Origin of the sequence: Janthinobacterium sp. Mn2066 (assembly GCF_049319705.1) — a bacterium.
GTDB lineage: Bacteria > Pseudomonadota > Gammaproteobacteria > Burkholderiales > Burkholderiaceae_D > Janthinobacterium.
In genome coordinates, this window is the sequence record NZ_JBMOUF010000010.1 from 46961 (window position 1) to 67328 (window position 20368).

Annotated in this window: 20 protein-coding genes and 1 other RNA gene; 7 read left to right on the top strand and 14 right to left on the bottom strand. The window is 60.2% G+C overall.

What is annotated here, in order from left to right; translation table 11 throughout:
- Positions 1-3: 3 nt before the first annotated feature.
- Together mraZ and rnpB are read right to left on the bottom strand one after the other, a co-directional pair.
- A complete protein-coding gene (gene mraZ, locus ACL9RI_RS19590; protein WP_422728170.1) occupies positions 4-432 on the bottom strand; it encodes a division/cell wall cluster transcriptional repressor MraZ in 429 nt (142 codons plus the stop codon).
- A gap of 661 nt (positions 433-1093) precedes the next feature.
- Positions 1094-1445, bottom strand: an RNA gene (gene rnpB, locus ACL9RI_RS19595) — RNase P RNA component class A.
- A 204-nt stretch (positions 1446-1649) separates the two neighbouring features.
- On the opposite strand from rnpB, the gene ACL9RI_RS19600 reads away from it, so the two are divergent.
- Positions 1650-3353 (top strand): thiamine pyrophosphate-binding protein, encoded by a 1704-nt coding sequence (locus ACL9RI_RS19600; RefSeq protein WP_422728171.1) that lies wholly within the window; start codon positions 1650-1652, stop codon positions 3351-3353.
- Between the two features lie 62 nt (positions 3354-3415).
- Here ACL9RI_RS19600 and ACL9RI_RS19605 read toward each other — a convergent pair whose 3' ends face one another.
- From ACL9RI_RS19605 to ACL9RI_RS19645, 9 genes are all read right to left on the bottom strand, one after another.
- Positions 3416-3946, bottom strand: coding sequence for a hypothetical protein (locus tag ACL9RI_RS19605; protein WP_422728172.1), 531 nt, complete (start codon positions 3944-3946; stop codon positions 3416-3418).
- Between the two features lie 152 nt (positions 3947-4098).
- Complete coding sequence (locus ACL9RI_RS19610) at positions 4099-5220, bottom strand: porin (protein WP_422728173.1); 1122 nt, start codon at positions 5218-5220, stop codon at positions 4099-4101.
- A 966-nt stretch (positions 5221-6186) separates the two neighbouring features.
- The gene (locus tag ACL9RI_RS19615) at positions 6187-6645 is read right to left on the bottom strand and encodes a nuclear transport factor 2 family protein (protein WP_422728174.1); all 459 of its coding nucleotides are present in this window, start codon (positions 6643-6645) and stop codon (positions 6187-6189) included.
- The gene (locus ACL9RI_RS19620) at positions 6642-7409 is read right to left on the bottom strand and encodes an SDR family NAD(P)-dependent oxidoreductase (RefSeq protein ID WP_422728175.1); all 768 of its coding nucleotides are present in this window, start codon (positions 7407-7409) and stop codon (positions 6642-6644) included. The genes ACL9RI_RS19615 and ACL9RI_RS19620 overlap by 4 nt, the downstream gene beginning before the upstream one ends.
- Positions 7390-8670, bottom strand: coding sequence for an MFS transporter (locus ACL9RI_RS19625; RefSeq protein ID WP_422728176.1), 1281 nt, complete (start codon positions 8668-8670; stop codon positions 7390-7392). The genes ACL9RI_RS19620 and ACL9RI_RS19625 overlap by 20 nt, the downstream gene beginning before the upstream one ends.
- Positions 8671-8677: 7 nt before the next feature.
- The gene (locus ACL9RI_RS19630) at positions 8678-9265 is read right to left on the bottom strand and encodes a chalcone isomerase family protein (RefSeq protein WP_422728177.1); all 588 of its coding nucleotides are present in this window, start codon (positions 9263-9265) and stop codon (positions 8678-8680) included.
- A gap of 2 nt (positions 9266-9267) precedes the next feature.
- Positions 9268-10497: a class I SAM-dependent methyltransferase gene (locus tag ACL9RI_RS19635; RefSeq protein WP_422728178.1), complete on the bottom strand. Its 1230-nt coding sequence runs from the start codon at positions 10495-10497 to the stop codon at positions 9268-9270.
- Between the two features lie 10 nt (positions 10498-10507).
- Positions 10508-11311, bottom strand: coding sequence for a DUF1365 domain-containing protein (locus ACL9RI_RS19640; RefSeq protein ID WP_422728179.1), 804 nt, complete (start codon positions 11309-11311; stop codon positions 10508-10510).
- Positions 11301-12614 carry an NAD(P)/FAD-dependent oxidoreductase gene (locus ACL9RI_RS19645; RefSeq protein WP_422728180.1) on the bottom strand — a complete coding sequence of 438 codons (1314 nt, stop codon included), beginning with the start codon at positions 12612-12614 and terminating at the stop codon, positions 11301-11303. Before ACL9RI_RS19645 ends, ACL9RI_RS19640 begins: the two co-directional genes overlap by 11 nt.
- A 294-nt stretch (positions 12615-12908) precedes the next feature.
- On the opposite strand from ACL9RI_RS19645, the gene ftsY reads away from it, so the two are divergent.
- The 4 genes from ftsY (at position 12909) to rpoH (ending at position 17108) form a co-directional block, all read left to right on the top strand.
- The gene (gene ftsY, locus ACL9RI_RS19650; RefSeq protein WP_422728181.1) at positions 12909-13967 is read left to right on the top strand and encodes a signal recognition particle-docking protein FtsY; all 1059 of its coding nucleotides are present in this window, start codon (positions 12909-12911) and stop codon (positions 13965-13967) included.
- Positions 13968-13973: 6 nt separating this feature from the next.
- On the top strand, positions 13974-14711 hold the full coding sequence (locus tag ACL9RI_RS19655) for a cell division ATP-binding protein FtsE (protein ID WP_422728182.1): 738 nt from the start codon (positions 13974-13976) through the stop codon (positions 14709-14711).
- Entirely contained in the window at positions 14708-15631 is a 924-nt protein-coding gene (gene ftsX, locus ACL9RI_RS19660; protein ID WP_422728183.1) for a permease-like cell division protein FtsX, read from the top strand. The genes ACL9RI_RS19655 and ftsX overlap by 4 nt, the downstream gene beginning before the upstream one ends.
- Before the next feature lie 586 nt (positions 15632-16217).
- Positions 16218-17108 carry an RNA polymerase sigma factor RpoH gene (rpoH, locus tag ACL9RI_RS19665; protein WP_422728184.1) on the top strand — a complete coding sequence of 297 codons (891 nt, stop codon included), beginning with the start codon at positions 16218-16220 and terminating at the stop codon, positions 17106-17108.
- A 90-nt stretch (positions 17109-17198) separates the two neighbouring features.
- On the opposite strand, the gene ACL9RI_RS19670 is transcribed toward rpoH, so the two are convergent.
- Complete coding sequence (locus ACL9RI_RS19670) at positions 17199-17465, bottom strand: hypothetical protein (RefSeq protein ID WP_422728185.1); 267 nt, start codon at positions 17463-17465, stop codon at positions 17199-17201.
- 188 nt (positions 17466-17653) lie between these two features.
- On the opposite strand from ACL9RI_RS19670, the gene ACL9RI_RS19675 reads away from it, so the two are divergent.
- Positions 17654-18106: a hypothetical protein gene (locus ACL9RI_RS19675; RefSeq protein ID WP_422728186.1), complete on the top strand. Its 453-nt coding sequence runs from the start codon at positions 17654-17656 to the stop codon at positions 18104-18106.
- A 12-nt stretch (positions 18107-18118) separates the two neighbouring features.
- On the opposite strand, the gene ACL9RI_RS19680 is transcribed toward ACL9RI_RS19675, so the two are convergent.
- Both ACL9RI_RS19680 and ACL9RI_RS19685 read right to left on the bottom strand, forming a co-directional pair.
- Positions 18119-18466, bottom strand: a complete 348-nt coding sequence (locus tag ACL9RI_RS19680; protein WP_422728187.1) for an antibiotic biosynthesis monooxygenase family protein — start codon at positions 18464-18466, stop codon at positions 18119-18121.
- Positions 18463-19569 (bottom strand): cytochrome P450, encoded by a 1107-nt coding sequence (locus tag ACL9RI_RS19685; protein WP_422728188.1) that lies wholly within the window; start codon positions 19567-19569, stop codon positions 18463-18465. Before ACL9RI_RS19685 ends, ACL9RI_RS19680 begins: the two co-directional genes overlap by 4 nt.
- A gap of 76 nt (positions 19570-19645) precedes the next feature.
- On the opposite strand from ACL9RI_RS19685, the gene ACL9RI_RS19690 reads away from it, so the two are divergent.
- Positions 19646-20341 carry an ArsR/SmtB family transcription factor gene (locus ACL9RI_RS19690; protein ID WP_422728189.1) on the top strand — a complete coding sequence of 232 codons (696 nt, stop codon included), beginning with the start codon at positions 19646-19648 and terminating at the stop codon, positions 20339-20341.
- Positions 20342-20368 lie beyond the last annotated feature (27 nt).

Sequence of the window (20368 nt, forward strand, 5' to 3'; positions counted from 1 at the left end):
GCCTTAGAAAGAAAAATTGGAAAGTACATCGGGTGTGCCGCCGGCAATCGCCTGCTGTTCCTGCTCGGCCAGTCGGGCGGCGTCCCATATTTCAAAGTGGCTGCCCATGCCCATCATCATCACTTCGCGCGACAAGCCGACGGCGTTGCGCAACTCGGGCGAGATCAGCACGCGGCCAGCCGAGTCCAGCTCGACATCCACGGCGTTGCCGAGGAAGATGCGCTGCCAGGCGCGCGCCGACATGGGCCAGGCGGCGATTTGCTGGCGGTGGCTTTCCCACACGGGACGGGGGAAAAACAGCAGGCAGCCATCGGGGTGTTTGGTCAGGGTCAGGCGGCCTTCGCATTGAATCGCCAGCGCGTCACGGTGCTTGGCAGGGATAGACATCCTGCCTTTGGCATCGAGATTGATTGCGGACGCGCCTTGAAACACGGAAGACCTTTTTGAGCTGGGTTTGCGACACCGTCGTATCGCGCTGCAGAGGGAAAAATTCCCACAAAAACACACTTTTTCACACAGTTGCCCACTTTAGAGTAAGCAAAGATAGTGGTCAAGCGGTTTCCGATTGGTAAAACAGGAATTTTGTTAATGAAATTAAGGACTTAGCGCATATCGTTGAAGGAGTCTCAAATAAAAATATATCGATAAATTAGATACTTATCGACGATACTGAATGTGCTACCTCATCTGCACACATGTGTTTTCCTACTATAAAGATCGAAAAATGCGAAATCAAAAAATTGAAATTTTTACAGTTAGTTGATACATGACAATATTTTCATCCTCCGCACACAAGAACAAATCCGGCACCGAAAAGTCATGTTGAACCGCCAAGTTTTTAACCGTTTCCGCTCACAGGCCAGTCATTCTCCGGGCTGGGCGCGCAACTGGAAATTTATTTTGCATTGCAGCAATTAATTAAATATTAGAAACTTTAACCTATTATCCATTTCAATTGTCTATACAACTTATTTGTAAACGATGTTCATTTAAAAACAAAAAAAGCCCCGTTGCGGGGGCTTTTTGGCATTGCAGCGGAGGCATCCCTGCGCTCCGGTGTGATCACCCTGGCTGGCCAGGATGATCGGTATTCAAGTGAAGCAGGCCGGTAGGCCGGATTTTGTTACGGCGCGTCCTCTTGCGAATCGGCGCTATGACAGTCATTCCTCTAGGCGCCAAATTACTCGGGCGCTCAAGCTTTCTACCCGCACGCTCCGCGAGCAGCATCATCGCGTGCCTATTTGAAATTGCACCAGGTGGAGGTTACCGCGTTTCACCGTAACTTAATACGCTCGTCTCTGTGGCCCTATTCCTCGCCTTATACCATGGGCTTGCGCTTGCGGCTTTCGGCGGACGGCCGTTAACCGTCACCCCGCTCTATGGAGTCCGGACCTTCCTCCCGCCAGTGCATTGCTGCACCGGCCAGCGACTGTCTGGCCTGCTTCACCCGCCATTGTACCGCGCCGCAGCATGATTCTGCAAAAGCAGCGTGCCGCTACGCTGCGGGGCAATTGTAAAATTCGGTGTCGCCATTTCAAAAGCCGCAACAAATCGGCTCACATAGAATGGAGCAAGCCGCGCGCATCGCCGCGCCTGCCCGCGCTTGATCCTGTTTTCTTTGACGATACAACCAGAATAAAGAGCCAACCATGACGCAACCATCCCGTACCGGCGGCCAGATCCTGGTCGACGCCCTGCAGATCCACGGTGTCGACACCGCCTTTGGCGTGCCTGGCGAAAGCTACCTCGACGTGCTCGACGCCCTGCACGATTCCGGCATCCGTTTCATCATCAACCGCCAGGAGGGCGGCGCCGCCTTCATGGCCGAAGCCCATGGCAAGCTGACGGGTAAACCTGGCATCTGCTTCGTCACGCGCGGCCCCGGCGCCACCAATGCCTCGATCGGCGTGCACACAGCCTACCAGGACTCGACGCCGATGATCCTGTTCATCGGCCAGGTCGGCAACGACTTCATCGACCGCGAAGCATTCCAGGAAATCGATTACCGCCGCATGTATGGGCAAATGGCCAAGTGGGTGGCGCAGATCGACCGCGCCGAACGCATCCCCGAATACCTGGCACACGCGTTCCAGGTGGCCACCAGCGGCCGCCCTGGGCCGGTGGTGCTGGCCTTGCCTGAAGATATGCTGACCTCGCTGGCGAGCGTGGCCGATACGCGCCCCTACCGGCCCGTGCAGGCAGCGCCCTCGGCGCCGCAGATGGCGCAACTGCGCAGCATGCTGGCCGCGGCACAACGCCCGCTGCTGCTGCTGGGCGGCAGCACCTGGACGCCGCAAGCCTGCGCCGACCTGCAACATTTTGCTGAGGCGAACCACTTGCCGGTCGCCTGCGCCTTCCGTTTCCAGGATTTGCTCGACAATGCGCACCCGAACTATATCGGCGACGTGGGCATTGGCATCAACCCGAAGCTGGCGGCGCGCGTGAAACAGGCCGACCTGGTGATCGCCATCGGTCCGCGCCTGGGAGAGATGACGACTGGCGGTTACACGCTGTTCGAATCGCCCGTGCCACGCCAGCGCCTGGTGCATTTCCATACGGATGCGCTGGAACTGGGCAGCGTCTACCAGGCCGAACTGATGATCAACAGCGGCATGCCGCAAGCGTGCGCCATGCTGGCTGCGCTGGAACCCGTCGACGCCTCCGCCTGGCAGCACACACCGGCCGAAGCCAGGCTTGAGCTGGCCGCCTGGCAACAGCAGCCGCCCGTCTTCCAGGATGGCCAGGCGCCATTGAACCTGTGGCAAGTCACGCAAGACATCATGGCGCAAGTGCCGCACGACACCATCGTGACGAATGGCGCCGGCAATTACGCTTCGTGGGCGCACCGCTTCCACTGCTACGGCGGCCTGCGCACGCAGCTGGCGCCCACCAACGGCGCCATGGGCTATGGCGTGCCATCGGGCATCGCCGCCAAGATCGTGCACCCGGAACGCAGCGTGATCACCTTTGCCGGTGATGGCGAATACCTGATGAATGGGCAGGAACTGGCGACCGCCGTGCAATACAAGGCCGGCCTGGTAATCATCGTCTTCAATAACCAGATGTTTGGCACCATCCGCATGCACCAGGAACGCGATTATCCGGGCCGCGTGTCGGGCACCACCTTGCACAATCCCGACTTCGCGGCGCTGGCGCAGGCGTATGGCGCCCATGGGGAAGTGGTCAACACAACGGCAGAGTTCGCCCCCGCCCTGCAACGCGCGCTGGCCCATGCCAGGGCGCACAGCCTGCCCGCCCTGATCGAGCTGCGCTATGACGGCAACCTGATCACGCCGAACACGACACTGGCCGCCATCCGCAGCACGGCGGAAAAGGCCAGGGCGGCAAAGTAAGCTGCGACAGAAACAACAAAGGCCCGGTCAATGCCGGGCCTTTTTTACTGGGCAATCTGCGCTCAGCCTACTGGTGCGCTGGCGTTATCGGGTTCCACCGGCGCTGCCGGCACGGCCGGGCATGGCGTGCAGTTTTTCAATGGACGGCCAAAGTCGCGTACACGGCTCAGCTTCATGGGCATATGCACGCTGCCGCCACAATAATCGCCTTCCATGGTCAGGGTCTGCCCATCCTTGGAAAACTTGCCGGCCAACTTGCGTTCTTCGCCATCGGCAGACTGGATCGTGAAATCGAAGGCGCCCGTGGCCGCATCCAGGTTGACGTCGTTGCCGACGATAGGATAGCTCAGGGAACCGGCCGTGAATTCATAGATGACCGTATCGGCTTCGGCAAACCGGTGCAGGGTGATACGCTGTCCACCGATCTCGCCGCTATCCTTTTGCATGCACAGGTCCGAATACACGGCCACGCCATAGCGCTCCAGGCCGGCAGGCTTTTTGGCCTTCGCATTCGCGAACGCAGCGCCGGTGGCGCCAGCCAGCAGCAAGGCGGCCAGCATGGCAGTGGCGCGCGGCGATTTCATTTGGTACATGGGATTCCCCCTACTTTAGTAACAGCAACATTTTAACCTATGTGCAGACGCAAAAACGCGCCGCCAGACTGAAGCCTGGCGGCGCGTTTTTTTGCTGGCAAACATCCCCGCAGGGATGTTTGTGGCAGATCTAAGCTTCGTTTACACGAATATTAGAACGAGTGACGCAGACCAACGTTGAAGGCTTTGTCGCCCGAACCAGCGTCGCTGTTACCACCAACGGTGTAGACTGCACCGTTTTTGTTTTTGATCTTGGCGTACGAAGCGTAGGTGCTGGTACGTTTCGACAGAGCGTACGAGTAGCCCAGTGCGAATTGATCAGCATCAGCGTTAGCGATACCTTTGTCGTTGGCTTTGATGTACGAAGCCATGAACGTGCCGGCTTCGCCGACTGGTACGGTTGCGCCAACCAGCAGGGTGGTGCTGTCGATGCTAGGAGCAGCTGCCTGGTAAGCGTAGGCGTTCAGGCTGCTCGAACCGGTGTAAGCGCCGCCGTTAGCAGCGAAGTTGGTGTTGCTCAGGCCCGAGTTATAAACATTGCTGTTCACGCCTTTGTTCACGCCGTATGCCAGGTAAGCCTTGGCAACAACGAAATCGTAGTTAGCAGCTGCCAACAGGTTACGGCCGCTGCCGATGTTGCTGTTAGCCGAGGTTTGGTTGTTAACCAGGTTGTACACCAGGCGTGCGTTCAGAGGACCGTTGGCGTAGCCAGCCGATGCGCCGATTTGACGACCGGATTTGTTCGAATCAGCTTGTTCGCCGAAGGTGTAAGCCACGTCAGCGTCAAAGCCGTTGAACTTAGGCGAGGTGTAGTACACGGTGTTGCTGGTGCGGGTGTTCGATGGGAACAAGTTTTTAGCGGAACCAGCGTAGCCAACTGCGAACGGGTCAGCAATTTTCGACAGCGTGTTGTAGTACGGGGTGTATTGACGACCCAGGGTCAGGGTACCGGTGTCTTTGCTGGTCAGACCAACGTACGATTGACGATTGAACAGGGAACCTGCTTTGTCTTGTGCGCCAGTGTCAACACTGAAACCCGACTCCAGAACGAACAGAGCCGACAGGCCGTTGCCCAGATCTTCGGTGCCTTTGAAACCGATACGCGAAGCCGACGACGTACCGCTGCTGATTTTGTTAACCGTACCTGCTGCACCGCCACGCTCGCTGACGAAAGCTGCGTCAACGGTACCGTAGATGGTGACGCTCGATTGAGCGTGAGCGATGCCGGTGCTAGCTGCTGCCAGAACTGCCAGGGAGATCAGAGTTTTTTTCATTGCATGTTTCCTTTAATTTTGAAGCAAAAAGTAATACGGCCTATGCATCTCGTGCTGCGCTCTACAAGAACGCTTTTTATGAGTGAGGGCAAGGTCTCCACCTGCCGCTGTACTGTTCCGGTCAGAGGAACATTCATATCAGCATCGGCACGCTATTGCACCGACAAGCAAGAAGGCTGCATGACGACCGTATTTCGTGCGCCGGTTCGGTGCTCAAGTGGCACCGGAAGCGGCACTATAACGACCGTTTCACATTCCATCAAGTTCTGACATGTTACTTCCAGTACCAGGCCAGGGGGCTTTTTCAGGCATCCCGACCATCGCTAACCAGACTGCACGACAGAGCCAGTGCCCCTTGCCAAACTATGCATTGGCCTGATTGACCCTTCCATCATAACGCATGCCATCTCGGCAGCCGTTGTATTAGCGCAACAGTAGCAGCACTATGATCAAAAAGCCAACATGCTTAAGCCATCATTTCCTTTACATAACTTACGCGACAAAGCGGACAATTTGTAAGGTGATAATGGATAAACGGGACGAAGCATACACCGCATCCCGAATCTTTGCTGCCGACCGTCCAAAAATGCGCAACGGTGCGCCCCAATTTGGTGCATCGGCGCCTTATTCAGGGGCGTAGTGGGTTATTTTGGCGTTGACATACAAGCGGCAGACAGTGACAGAGTCATAAGTGAATTACTGACTCTTCGGTAATTTAAATTGCCGCTCTAGAAATGTTTTCCTGCCCCGCGCTGCCGGCCGCCGCGACCTGGCCTGAGGCTGCTGGCAACGACTGTTGCTGGTAAATTTCGCGCCAATTGAAACAATTTCTTACAAACTTGCTTTCTAAATATCAGGCTTTTCTTGTGTCGGAAAAACGACATTGCGCGTGCGGCTCCGCATTTCATTAGCCAGTCTGACAAGATTGTCTTTTTCTTTGAGGAAATTCCAACGCCGCCTGCCGCGCTAGCGCTGGCCTGCGCGCCGCAGCCAGCGCATCAAGCCGCCGAGGAGCGGCAGTTTCTGATACAGCTCCTCGGCCACGTCCCAATAGTCCCGATGCAGCAATACCCGGCCCTGCGCATCGAAACGCACGTGCGTTGCCCCACGCACACACTGCTCTCCCGACACAAAGCGCCGCATGCGGAAGCGGAATTCCCAGGTCAGGAACGCCTGCCCATTCTGCTGCATGCTTTCAAGCACGATGAAGCGGGGGCCATCGACTTGCACGAACATGTGTTCAAAGATAGCCAGGATGGCCGCATGGCCCTGCACTTCATTGAAAGGATCCTTGAAACTGGCGTCTGGCGCGTACACGGCGCCCAGCTGGGCCAGGTTTTCCAGGCGCAGGTTTTCATAAAATGCCACCAGGCGCGCAAGGGCGTGCTCGCCCTCAAGCGGCGATGCGGTCAAGTCCATGCTCATAAGCCTGTCACCTTGTTGATCAGCCAAAAATACGCGCGATACGGCAACAGGCGCGCCAGGCGCATGCTGTTCGTAAAACGTTTCGGGAAATGGATATGAAACTGGCCCCGCTCGATGCCGCGCAGCATGGCAGACGCCGCATCGTGCGCCGTCATCAGGGCCGGCATCTTGAAATCATTGCCGGCGGTCAAAGGCGTATCGACGAAACCGGGATTGATCTGGTACACATCGATGCCGCGCGGATGCAGGTCCAGGTACAGTGATTCCGTCAGGTTGATCAGCGCCGCCTTGCTGGCGCCATAGACTAGCGCCTTGGGCAAGCCGCCGTAACCGGCCACTGAAGCGACAATACCGATGCCACCCGCGCCCTGCTTCAGCAGCAGCGGCAAGACTGGCGCCAGACAAGCAAATACGCCGCCCACATTCAAGTCCATCAAGCTCTGCGCTTGCGCCAAATCAAAATCGTCGGCGCGCATGGCGGTATAGCCACCGGCCACCACCAGCACCAGATCGATGCGCGACCATTGCTGCTGCAGGGTGGCGCACACGGCCTGCACTTGCACAGGCTCGGTGATATCGAGCGGCAGGGCCAGCGCCAGCGGCTGGCCTGCGCACAATTGCTCCAGCTTGCTGCGGTGGCGCGCCGACAGGGCCACGCTGGCGCCCTGCTCCAGCAACAGGCTGGCGCAGGCGGCGCCGATGCCGGTGGACGCGCCGATGATCCACACCCGCTTCCCCACCCAGCTATCGATCTTGCGGTTCATGGAGTCTGATCTCCTTATATATATGTTGTAGCGGCGCGCGCCACAGCAGCACCGCGGCGGCCACCTTCAAAATGCAGGGCAGCAAGGCATAGGCGGCGGACAGGGCTGGCAGCCCGCCGCCCTGCCCCGGCACATAACCGAGCCAGGCCAGCAGGGGCAAGGCGATGCCGGCAGCCAATGCCAGGCTCATCTGCACACCCCAGTTCCACCAGCCGAAATACGCCGCTTCATGCCGGCCCGCCTGACCGGCAGCACCAATCAGGCCCGCCAGCAAGGCGGAAGGCAAGGCCAGGTCGGCGCCCAGCGCCAGCCCGGACAACAGGCAGATGGCGCCAAAACCCCACATTGCCCCGGCCCCCAGTGCGTAGGCCCAGACAAACACCAGTGCAGCGAGCAACATGCTGGCCGACCAGGCGCGTGCCTCGCCATACCGGCGGGCCAGCGCTACCCACAGCGGCATCGAGGCGGCGGCCGCACAGAAATACACGATCAGGAACAGGCCGGCATAGGAACCGAGATGCAGATAGTCGCCGGCAAAGAACAGGAACAGGGTGGCGGGGATGGCAGCCGCCACGCCGTTGATCAGCAGGACAGCAAACACATGCCGGAAAGCACGCTGGCGAAAAGGCACGCGCCACGAAGTGGCCGGCATGGTCAGGGAGGCGACCCGCTGCGGCGGACGGGGTCCGTAGCGCAGCAATACCGCACCGCAGGCGAGCAGGCAGACGGCAAACACCAGCGACAGGCCTTCATAACCGAGCACGGAAGTCAGCCCGGCCGCCAGCACCACCCCCAGCAAGCCGCAGCCTTCGCGCACGGCCGTCACGCGGGAACGCTGGGCCAGCGCCTGGCTCAGCGCCGCCCCCCAGCTCTGGTGCGCGATGCTGGCCAGGCCGTAAGCGGCATACACCAGCAGCAAGGCGACCAGGAACCAGGCCAGGGTAGCGCCTTCGGACAGTGCCGGTGGATGAAACAGGGCGCCAAAGCCCAGCAACAGCAAAGGCAGGGCCAGCGCGATACACGCAGGATAGCTGCGCGTGCCACGGGCGATCCAGGCGCCCAGGGCCGGATCGATGAAGGCGGCGGCAATCCGCGCCGCCAGCAGCACGGCGCCGATCTGCGCCAGCCCCAGGCTGCTGCGCTGCGTATAAAACGGCGCAACATATATATAGATGGGCAAGGCCAGCATGGCCAGCGGCAGGCCAAACAGGCCATACGAGAACACGGCAGGCAGCGCCAGCGGACTGCCTGGCGCGCTCATGACGTACTCATGGCAAGGCAGACGCCTGCGGTAGCGCATTCTGCAGCAGGGCGCTACGCAGTTTGGGCGCCGTGGTGTCGGGCGAGAGCCAGATAGAGAAGAAGGCGCGCGCAAAATCGCCATCGGTCACATCGGCCATCACCTTGCCGTCCAGATAAAAGCGTACGCCAGGCGCCACGCCAGCCCGGTAGGCGCCGGCGATGCGCTGGCCTTGCTTGACGTCCGGGAAGATGCGCTGCATGGTACGCAGCCATTCCAGGCGCTGCGCTTCCGTGCCGGCCTGGATTTTCTGCATCTGTTCATAGCTGGCCTCGGCAATCTTGCTGCCGTCGAGTCCGCGCGCATAACGCAGTTCCAGCACGAACGGTGCGGTGGCCGAGACCAGGCCCTGATAGCCTTGCGGCCCTACCCATAGTTGCGCGTTGTAAATACGCATGCCAAACCAGGTATAGTCGCCCTCGCCCGCCAGGCGGGCTTCGGGCACGTCGGCACTGATAAAAGCGGCAGGCGATGAGGGGCTTGCCGGCGGCGCGGCATGGGCCGATACCGACAACACGGAGCAGGAAAACAAAAACACGGACAGCAAACGGCGCATGGTCATCCTTTCAGCAGGGTAAATTGCATGACATCCGTATTATGAGCCTGAAAGGCCGCCTCGCAATAGGCCAGATAAAATTCCCAGGTCAGCAGGAAACGGCCATCAAAACCCTGCTTTTCCAGCGCCACGCGCTGGGCCAGGAAACTGGCCCGCCACTGGCGCAGGGTTTCCGCGTAATCGAGGCCGAAGCTAAAGGCGTCGACCACGCGCAAGCCCTGCGCTTCGGCGCCGCGGCGAAACTCGGCTGGCGATGGCAGCATGCCGCCCGGGAAAATGTATTGCTGAATAAAATCGGTGCTCTTGCTGTAGCGCTCAAACAATTCGTCGGCGATGACGATGGTCTGGATGCAGGCGCGCCCGCCCGGTTTCAGATTGCGCGCGACACACTCAAAATAGCCCGGCCAGTAACTTTGCCCCACGGCTTCAAACATTTCTATCGAGGCGATCGCGTCGTACTGGCCGGCACTGTCGCGGTAATCGCACAGTTGCAAATCGGCTTGCCCGGCCAGGCCGGCGTCCTGCAGGCGCGCGCGCGCATAGGCCAGTTGCTCGGTAGACAAGGTTAATCCGGTAATGTGGGCGCCCTGCTCGCGTGCCGCCGTTTCCGCAAAACCACCCCAGCCACAGCCGATTTCCAGCACTTGTGCGCCAGGCGGCAATTGCAGCTGGTCGGCGATGCGCCGGTATTTCGCCAGTTGCGCGTGCTCCAGGCTATCGCCCTCGCTGAACAGGGCGCTGGAATAGGTCATCGACGGGTCCAGCCATAATTGATAAAAGGCATTGCCGATGTCGTAATGGGCGTGGATGTTTTTCTTGCTGCCCGCGCGCGAATTGCGGTGCAGCAGATGGCGCAATCGATACAGCAGGTTGCCCCACCAGCTGCCATAGATCAGCGCTTCGATCTGCGCGCGGTTGCGTATCATCAGCTCGATCAGGCCGGGCAGATTATCCGTGCGCCAGTCGCCGGCAATAAAAGTTTCCGCAAAACCGATGTCGCCGGAGCGCAAGACGGCCGAACATATATTCCAGTTATGCAAATCCAGGTGAATGGGCACGCTACCGTCGCCATACACCAGTACGGTGCCATCGGGCGTGCGCAGGCGCAAGGCGCCAAATTTCAACTTGTCGAGCAGGGACAAAATCATGCGCGCCGGTGCAGGCAATTCCAGGTGCTCGTACGATGCGCCGCTGCGCACATGCAAGCCATTGGGCAGGGATTTCGTATTCATCGTACACCTTTCATCGTGACAGCTTTTCCTGGGGAGGATGGGGTTTGCTGAAAAACGGCACGCGCCGCAGCCACAGCCGCAACGCCTGCCAGTGGATACGGGCCATCACGCCGAATGTCATCAGCGGATAACGCAGCAGGGCGCGGCCCAGCGCGCCATCGCGCAAGGGCACGGCGATGCCGGACAAGCTGGTTTGCAGCAAGGGGCCGCTGGCGTCGTCGTAATCGACGCAGGCCAGGTGGCGTTCGCCCTGCCCCGCGCCATGCTTGCTGCGCAGAAAACGGAAACGGTAGTTGCCCTCGACCTTGCAAAAGGGCGAAACGTGAAAGATTTTGTTGGCGCGCAATTCGCTGCCATAGGCAATCGCTGCGCCATGGTCGAGCAGATACAGATGGCGTTCGCCAAAGGTATTGCGCACATCGCACAGCACGGCGCGCAGCGCACCATCGGCACGGTGGCAAAACCAGAAACTGACGGGATTGAAGACGTAACCGAACACGCGCGGCATGGTTTGCAGCCAGATTTCGCCGTCGGCGTCCGTCACGTCGTGTTCCTGCAGCAGACCATCGATCCAGTCCAGCAAGGGCGTGGCGCCATCGCCATGGTCGCTATCGCGAAACGACAGCAGGTTGGCGCCATTGCGCGAGATCAGGCGCGCATCGAAGTCGACATTTCCCATGCTGCGCAGGGGCAAACGCAAGTAATAAATGCCGTAACTAAAGAAATGCCGGCGCGGCCGCAAGCGCGTATGGCGCACTTGCCCCAGGCACAGCTGCGGCTGCGCCGTCACGGGCAAGGATGGATCACGCGGCATGGCCCAGCTCCGCCGCCGCCATGCTGGCCAGGGTAGCCGCCACGGCCAGGCCCGATTTCAAGCCATCTTCATGGAAGCCGTAACCGGTCCAGGCGCCCGCAAACCAGGTATGTTGCATGCCCTGGAAACTGGCCAGGCGCTTTTGCGCCGCGATGGCCGCGCCGTCGAACACCGGATGCGCATAGGAAAATTCGGCGATGACCTTGGACGGATCCGGTTCATCGAGCGGGTTGAGCGACACCATCACAGGCGTGCTGAAGGGCAAGGGCTGCAACTGGTTCAACAGATAATGCACGCACACTTGCGGCGCCTCGCCCTCTTCCACGGCCGGACGGCCCTGGTAATTCCAGGCCGACCAGGCACGGCGCCGTTGCGGCAGGCAGGAGGCATCCGTATGCAGCACAGCGCGGTTAGGCTGGTAGCGCACGGCTTGCAGCACTTTACGTTCATCGTCGCGCACGTCCGACAACAAGGCCAGCGACTGGTCGCTATGGCAAGCCAGCACCACCTGATCGACATGTTCGACACCGTGCGCCGTCAGCAGTTCAACCGTGCGCGCGCCGCCGTGCTGCTGGCGGCGCACGCCCAGCACGGGGCAAGCCAGGCGCTGCTGCGGTATGCCTGCCAACAGTTTTTCCACATACACGCGCGAGCCGCCACGCACCGTGCGCCACTGGGGCCGGTCATTGACTTGCAGCAAGCCGTGGTTATGGCAAAAGCGGATGAAAGTGGCCAGCGGGAAGGCCAGCATCTGGCGCGCCGGACAAGACCAGATGCAGGCAGCCATCGGCAGCAAGTACCAGTGGCGAAATTCGCTGCCATAGCCATGCAGGTCGAGAAAATCGCCGAGGCTGATGGCGGGCGCCGGCAGCTGCGCCGTGGCAATCGCGCTGGCCTGGCGGTTGAAGCGTAAAATGTCGCGCAACATGCGCAGGAAAGCGGGCCGCAGCAGGTTGCTGCGCTGGGCAAACACGGTATCGAGATTGGCGCCCGCCCATTCCAGCACGCGCGCCCCCGGTGCGCTGCCCAAAGGCATCTTGACGGAAAACGACATGTCGCTGTCGGCCGCCTCGACGCCAAGCTCGTCGAACAGCTGCACCAGGTTAGGATAGGTGGCGTGGTTAAACACCAGGAAACCCGTATCGACGCCATGCGTGACGCCATCGAGGGTGACATCGACCGTGTGGCTGTGACCGCCAAAATAATCACCCGCTTCATACAAGGTGACATCCTGGCCTTCTTGCGCCAGGCGATACGCACATGACAGCCCTGCAATTCCCGCTCCGACGACCGCGATTTTCATATAAGCACCTGTGTCATGTTGGTCCCGGACAAGATAGGCTGCATTGATAGTTAATAGTCAGATAATTATTGACCTATGTCAATACGTGTTCCGGGAGTTCACAAACTTATACGCAGGCAACTTTCAATCGGATTCAGCTATTTATTCAGCGACTGGGTCGACGCGCAGGAAGGGAGCGTGCAATGTTGCTAATCAAACAGTAAAGAAGGTAGGCCGCTGCGCGCTCTGGTAGAATAGCCAGTCAAAGTGTCCGGCGCCGCCGGGCCTAGCGTAAGCACCCGCCACCATCTATCCATGTTTAGTTTCTTCAAGAAAAAACCTGTAGCCCCTGAAGCTGCGCCCGCCGCTGTGCCCGCGCCGCCGCCTGCCGCCACACCGCCCAGCCCACCTTCCGCCGCCAGCCTGAGCGGCGCCCCGGCCGAGCTTGTACCCGCGATCATTGCGGTCGAGCCGGAGAAAAAATCGTGGATGGCGCGCCTGAAAGCGGGCCTGTCGAAGACCTCGTCCACCTTGTCGGTGCTGTTCGTGGGCGCGAAGATCGACGATGCGCTGTATGAAGAGCTGGAAGCGGCGCTGCTGATGTCCGACGCCGGCATCGACGCCACCGACTATCTGCTCACGGCCTTGAAGAAAAAGGTCAAGGAAGACAAGCTGCTCGATGCAGCCCAGGTCAAGGCCGCCTTGAAGGCGCTGCTGATCGAACTGTTGATCCCGCTGGAAAAGCGCTTCGAGCTGGGTCGCCACAAACCCTTGGTGATGATGATTTCCGGCGTCAACGGCGCCGGCAAGACCACCACCATCGGCAAGCTGGCCAAGCATATGCAGTCGAATAACCAATCCGTCTTGCTGGCTGCGGGCGACACCTTCCGCGCCGCTGCCCGCGAGCAATTGATGGTCTGGGGCGAGCGCAATAACGTCACCGTGATCTCGCAGGAATCGGGCGATCCGGCCGCCGTCGCCTACGACTCGGTGCAATCGGCGAAAGCGCGCGGCATCGACGTGGTGATGGTCGACACGGCCGGCCGCCTGCCGACCCAGTTGCACCTGATGGAAGAATTGAAGAAAATCAAGCGCGTGATCGGCAAGGGCATGGATGGCGCACCGCACGAAACCCTGCTTGTCATCGACGGCAACACAGGCCAGAATGCGTTGACGCAAGTGAAGGCCTTCGATGATGCATTGCAGTTGAGCGGCCTGGTGATCACCAAGCTGGACGGTACCGCCAAGGGCGGCGTGCTGGCGGCGATTGCCCGCGTGCGTCCCGTGCCCGTGTATTTCATCGGCATCGGTGAAAAAATTGAAGACTTGCAGCCCTTCGTGGCTGCCGAATTTGTCGAAGCGCTGCTCGGATAAGCCTACATGATTGAATTTCAGCACGTCTCAAAGCAATATTCCCCCGACGCAGTGGCGCTCAGCGACATTTCGCTGAGCATTGCCAAAGGCGAGCTGGTATTTTTAGCGGGGCCTTCGGGCGCCGGCAAGTCCACCCTGCTGAAAATGATCGCCGCCATGGAACGCCCTACCTCGGGCAAGCTGATCGTCAACGGCCAGGATATCGGCAAGCTCAAGCCGGCTGGCGTACCTTTCCTGCGCCGTAACCTGGGCCTGATCTTCCAGCAACAAAAACTGCTGAACGACCGCTCCATCCTGGCCAACGTCATGTTGCCGCTGCTGGTGGTCGGCGCGCACAAGGTCGCTGCAGAGCAACGCGCCCGCGCCGCGCTCGACAAGGTCGGCCTGCTGGACCGCGCCCTGGCGCGCCCGCTGTCGCTGTCCGGCGGCGAACAGCAGCGCGTCTCGATCGCGCGCGCCATCGTCAACCGGCCACAAATCATCCTGGCCGACGAACCGACCGCCAACCTGGACCGCGCCGCCGCCGACAAGGTGCTCGACGCCCTGAAAGCCTTTCATTCGGTGGGGGTAACTTGCCTCATTTCCAGCCACGATGAACAGATGCTGGACGCCGCCGCGCGCGTGATCCACCTGAAAAACGGTCAATTGATTTCCATCGAAAAAGCCACGCAAGCCCCCGTGTTCGCGCCGCCCGATCCCAACTTTGCCCCCGGTTTCGGCAACGTGGAAGGAGAATCGCCATGAGAGGCTGGTTCCGTCAACACCGCTTTGCGCTGGGCTCGGCGCTGATTCATTTGCGCAAGTCGCCGGGCGGCTTTTTGCTGAACGTGTTCGTGGTGGCCATCGCCCTGTCGCTGCCGTTCGCCGGCTTGACCATGCTCGACAATGTACGCCCGATGTCGGAACAGATGTCGGTCGATCCGGAAATGAGCGTGTTCCTGAAAATCGATACGCCACGTGAACAGGCCAAGGGCCTGGCGGGCGAGATCCGCAAGATCGTGCAGGGTAACAAGAAAGCCAAGATCGTCTTCATCCCCCGCGAAGATGCGCTGGACTCGCTGAAAAGCAAGAACGGCCTGGCCGATGTCTTGAATACCCTGGGCGACAATCCCTTGCCTGACAGCTATGTGCTGAAGCTGGACGCTTTTAACAGCGCCACTGAAGCGCAAGACGTCGATGCGGTAGCGGAACAATTGCGCCAGTTGCCCGGTGTGGAATCGGTGCAAGTCGATTCGGCCTGGGTCAAGCGCCTTGCCGCCCTGCTGGGCGTGCTGCGCCTGGTGCTGCTGTTGCTGGCCATTACCCTGGGTGCGGCCGTGATTGCCGTGGTGTTCAATACCATTCGCCTGCAAGTGATGACGCAGCGCGATGAAATCAGCGTCTCCAAGCTGATTGGCGCCACCGACACGTTCATCCACCGGCCGTTTTATTACACGGGCGCCCTGCTGGGCTTGTGCGCAGGCGTGCTGGCGCTGGGCGCCGTGGCACTGGCCTTGCGGCCATTGAATACGGCGATTGCCGAGTTTGCCCGCCTGTATGCGTCGGAATTCCAGCTGGTGCCGCTGGCGCCGCTGCCGATGGCGGCCTTGCTGGCAATGAGCGCCGGCCTGGGCCTGATTGGCGCCTTCCTGTGCGTGCAGCGCCACCTGGCGCGCGTCAATTAAGAACGCCTATCAAAACCTTCTGCGCGTCGAGATTTGCGGCCTGCGATGCTCACTACCTCGGCGGCCCCGTGCAAGCACGGCTCCGCTTCTCAGCCACAACTCTCATCCGCTCGCTACGGTTTTGTTAGGCATTGTAAATCTGTTGTACAGGGCGGCACTACCGGCGCCGCCCTTCTCTCTCCATACTCCCCATCCATTGCCATAAATTCACTTGATATTTAGCAAGTATTCTTAAGGTTCGCTTCAGGCAAGTCCCGTAGACTGGCTTCATCAAAAAGTGTCTGGCATATGCAACAACGGCCCAGGCTGGGGCTTGCAGGGGCCATGTGGTCTCATTATCAAGTATCACAGGGCCATAGTATTTAGGCTATCAGGGTGATTAGAGGAGCCGATTGGCACTCATCACCAGAGAGTGCTAATATATGGCATACCGTTAGCAGAACAGTCATGCCACCAAGATCAGATGGTGGCGCCATCTGCCAAGAACAAGAGCATCACGATCAGATACAGCAACTGACAGAACACACAATGGCGCCATGTACAACACATGGCCACAGGGAACGAAGCAAGACTACGAGGAGTAAACATGACGACGATGTCCGCACTGGTTCCGAGCAAGAGTAATGCACTGGGCCTCGGTTTTACCGGCAATCTGGGCAATATCGATGCCTATATTTCGGCCGTGAACCGTCTGCCCATGTTGACCCACGAAGAAGAAATCTCGCTGGCCACGCGCCTGCGCGAAAAAAATGATCTGGGTGCCGCCCAGGAGCTGGTGCTGTCGCATCTGCGCCTGGTGGTGTCGATTGCCCGCGGCTACCTCGGTTATGGCTTGCCGCACGCCGACCTGATTCAGGAAGGCAATATTGGTTTGATGAAAGCCGTCAAGCGTTTCGACCCGAACCAGGGCGTGCGCCTGGTGTCGTACGCCATGCACTGGGTGAAAGCCGAGATGCATGAGTACATCCTGAAAAACTGGCGCCTGGTCAAAGTGGCGACGACGAAAGCCCAGCGCAAGCTGTTCTTCAATCTGCGCAGCCACAAGACGGGCCTGGACGCGATGACGCCGAAACAGATCGATGCGCTGGCCAAGCTGCTCGATGTGAAACGCGAAGAAGTGATCGAGATGGAAACCCGCCTGAGCGGCCGCGACATCGCGCTGGAATCGCCGAGCGACGATGAAGATGACAAGTTTTCGCCGATCGCCTACCTGTCGTCGGAGCAAAGCGAACCGACCAAGGTACTGGAAGCGGAACAAGTAACGCGTTTGCAATCGGAAGGCCTGGAAACAGCGCTGGGCAAGCTCGATGACCGTTCGCGCCGCATCATCGAAGCGCGCTGGCTGGCCAACGACGACGGTTCGGGCGCCACCTTGCATACGCTGGCGGAAGAGTTCGGCGTATCGGCCGAACGCATCCGCCAGATCGAAGTGGCGGCATTGAAAAAAATGAAGGGCGCGCTGGCCGCGTATATGTAACAACGCAGCAAAGCCGCAGTAAAAAAGGCGCCGCAAGGCGCCTTTTCCATTGTTCTTCGATATTTAGCAACAGGCCAATATTTCTTGCAGCTATGCTGCAGCGAGGCCCTTGGTCAACACCTCAGCGACGGCTTGATTCAAGTCCACGCCGCGCTCCTTGGCCAGGTTTTGCAATTGCAACACCAGCTCGCTGTTGAGCTTGACAGCGAATGGCACCAGGCCCAGGGCCTGGTCGCGCTTGCGCTGCTCGCGGCGGTCGACGACCGCCGCTTCCTTGCCGAAGGCGCCAGCGCCGGGAACATGCATCTTTCCCATCAATTTCTTGGCATCGCTTTTGGCCAGGTCGGTTTTTTTCATGGTTGTTTCCTGATTTTCAAAACAGCCATTCTACGCAGTAATCATGGCGCCGCGTAGCCGGCGCCGCAATTCATCGGCATGGCGCCAGGAGAGCGCCTGAAAAATAACATTTTGTTATTATCATTTTAATCTTATGCGTGCAGGGCACGCCAAGGACGCCTTAGCGATCAGTACCTGAAAGGAAAAACATGTCTTATCTGAGCCACACCTATCGTCGCCTGGTCTTGCCTCTATTCATCGCCTGCCTGGCCGTGCTGGCCGGCTGCGGTGCCCCCAGCAGCGCCAGCGATGCCGAAAACACCCCGCGCATGGTGACGCAAGTACTGACACCGGGCCAGCAAGTGACCATCACGGCCACCGATACCCTGAAACTGGAGCGCGTCAACGACAGCCGCTGCCGCAAGGGCGCCGTCTGCGTCTGGAAGGGCTATGTCAGCTACAGTTTTAGCCTGATCGGCAAGACGGCCACTACCGACATCACCCTGTCCGACTCGATGCCCGGCGGCGCCAGTTCCGTCACCGTCAATCACCTGACCTTTACCCTGCTCGACGTCGATCCGGACACCCCGCCCGCCATGAATGCGGCCGAGCCTGTCTATCGGGTAAAGGTCAGGATTACGCAGAACGCCGTACCACGCTAAACACGCTAAGCGCTAAGCCTGGTGGCGCTGGCGGCTGTCCGGCGGAGCCTGCTGCCGGTCCTGCATGCCGTAATCGCGCACCACGCTGGCGATGCGCAGCCGGTAATCGTCAAACACACCCTGCCGTCCCGCGCTCTGCGCCGCGCGATGTGCTTCCAGCTGCCGCCATTGGACCAGCGCCGCCTCATCGCGAAAGAACGATAGCGACAATAATTTGCCCGGCTCGCTCAGGCTGCTGAAGCGCTCGATGGAAATAAAACCATCGACTTCATCGAGCAAGGGGCGCAAGGATGCGGCCAGGTCCAGATAATGCCCGCGCCCATCGGCACTGGGCCAGACTTCGGATATCACGGCAATCATGCTGCTGCTCCTTCCATGAATACGGGTATGCGGGCATTCAACGATGGCTGGTAGCGCCAGGCCAGCGGCATGCCGGCGAGGACATCGGCCCAGGCCTGCAGACACGCCGCCGCCATCGTCTGCGCCAGTTGCTGGCCCGGACAGGCATGTCGTCCATGGCCATACGCGAGGATGGGCGAAACGGGACGCTGCAGCATGAAGTGGCCCGGCTCTGCATGCACGCTGGCATCGTGGCCGGCGCTGGCCAGCAGCACCAATATCATCTGTCCTTGCGGCAAGGCTGCCCCGCCGATTTCCAGTGCACATGCCGTATGGCGGCGCGTATTGTGGATCGACGGATCGTGCCGGCTCACTTCCCGCAGCATGGCTGGCCATAAACTGGGGTCGGCCTGCAGTTGCGCCTGCAAACCCGTTTGCAGGCGCAAGGCCAGCACGGCATTGCCGATCAGGCCAGCCGTCGCTTCACAGGTTTGCGACAGCAAGCCAATCAGATTGACCAGCAAGCTGTCCGGCACGGACTCACCCAGCAACAATTTAAACCGTTGCAACAACGATGCGGCAGCCACCTGCGCGCCAGCCAGCTGATCGCTGTTGGACAGCGGCGACAGACAGGCCACAAAGTCACGCGTCCAGCTGGCCAGCTGCGGCCATTGCGCAGGCGCAAAGCCCAGCAAGCCTGCCATGCCAAACAGCGGTAATTCAAACATGGCTTGATTCAGGCTGGCGGCACCGGTGGGGAGATGATCTCGGGCAATCTGCAGCGTGCTGTGACGCAGGCGCGCCAGGTCCACCTGGCCCAGCATACTAGCCAGCACTTGTTTCGGCACAGCATGGCGCGCCCCGTCATTCATGCGCACCAGCTCGGCAAAGATCGCCCCGCAGGACGTGCCCGCCAGGTTTTCCGGCACCGCCATGCCCGGTGGGCGCACGCGGCAATCGACATGCTCCAGCACGGCTTGTACGCCGGCCGCTCCCGTCGCCAGCCAGCAATCGAGCTGAGCGTCGAAATGCAGCGGCGGGCCTTCCGCCAGGCGCCGATAATACGCATAGGGCGCCGCATGCGTGACAGCGGCGAGCGGGTGGGCAGGATCGTTGGCGAACATGGCGTTTCCATTGCGATGAAGATAAGACGCGAGTATGCTGGCCAGATGACGACTACACTTCGCTCAGGAACGAATCATGGATGACAGCAGCGCTCCCCACACGGCCGATGCCAGCCTGGCGCAACTGGCCGGCGCCATCGCCGAACCGGCCCGCGCGCGCATGCTGTGCGCGCTGCTGGACGGCCATGCGCGCACGGCCACCGAATTGTCGGTGCTGGCGGAGGTGGGCGCCTCGACGGCCAGCGCGCATCTGGGCCGCTTGCGCGACGACGGCTTGCTCTCGGTCGTGGCGCAAGGCAAGCACCGTTACTATCGGCTGGCCAGCAGCGAGGTGGGCCAGGCGCTCGAAGCGCTGCTGGTGGTGGCCGGCGCACCGCGCCAGCCCTTCATGCCCGGTACGCCGGACCGTTTGCGCCATGCGCGCACCTGCTACGACCATATGGCCGGCACGGTGGCCGTCACCTTGCACGACCAGCTGTGCGCGCGGGGCTGGTTGCTGCCAGAGGAAAACCATTACCGTCTCTCGCCAACCGGCGCAACCGCCATGTCTGCCCTCGGTATCGACGTTGCCGCGCTGCAGCGCCAGCGCCGCCGCTTTGCCTGTCCCTGCCTGGACTGGAGCGAGCGGCGCTTTCATCTCGGCGGTGCATTGGGCGCCGCCATCTTGCAGCTGGCGCTGCGCCAGGGCTGGGCCGAACGCGAGCTCGACAGCCGCGCCCTGCGCATCACACCCAAGGGCCAACAACGGTTGATAGAAGCATTTGGCAACTAATTAAGTGCAGGCTATTATCTTGCAACC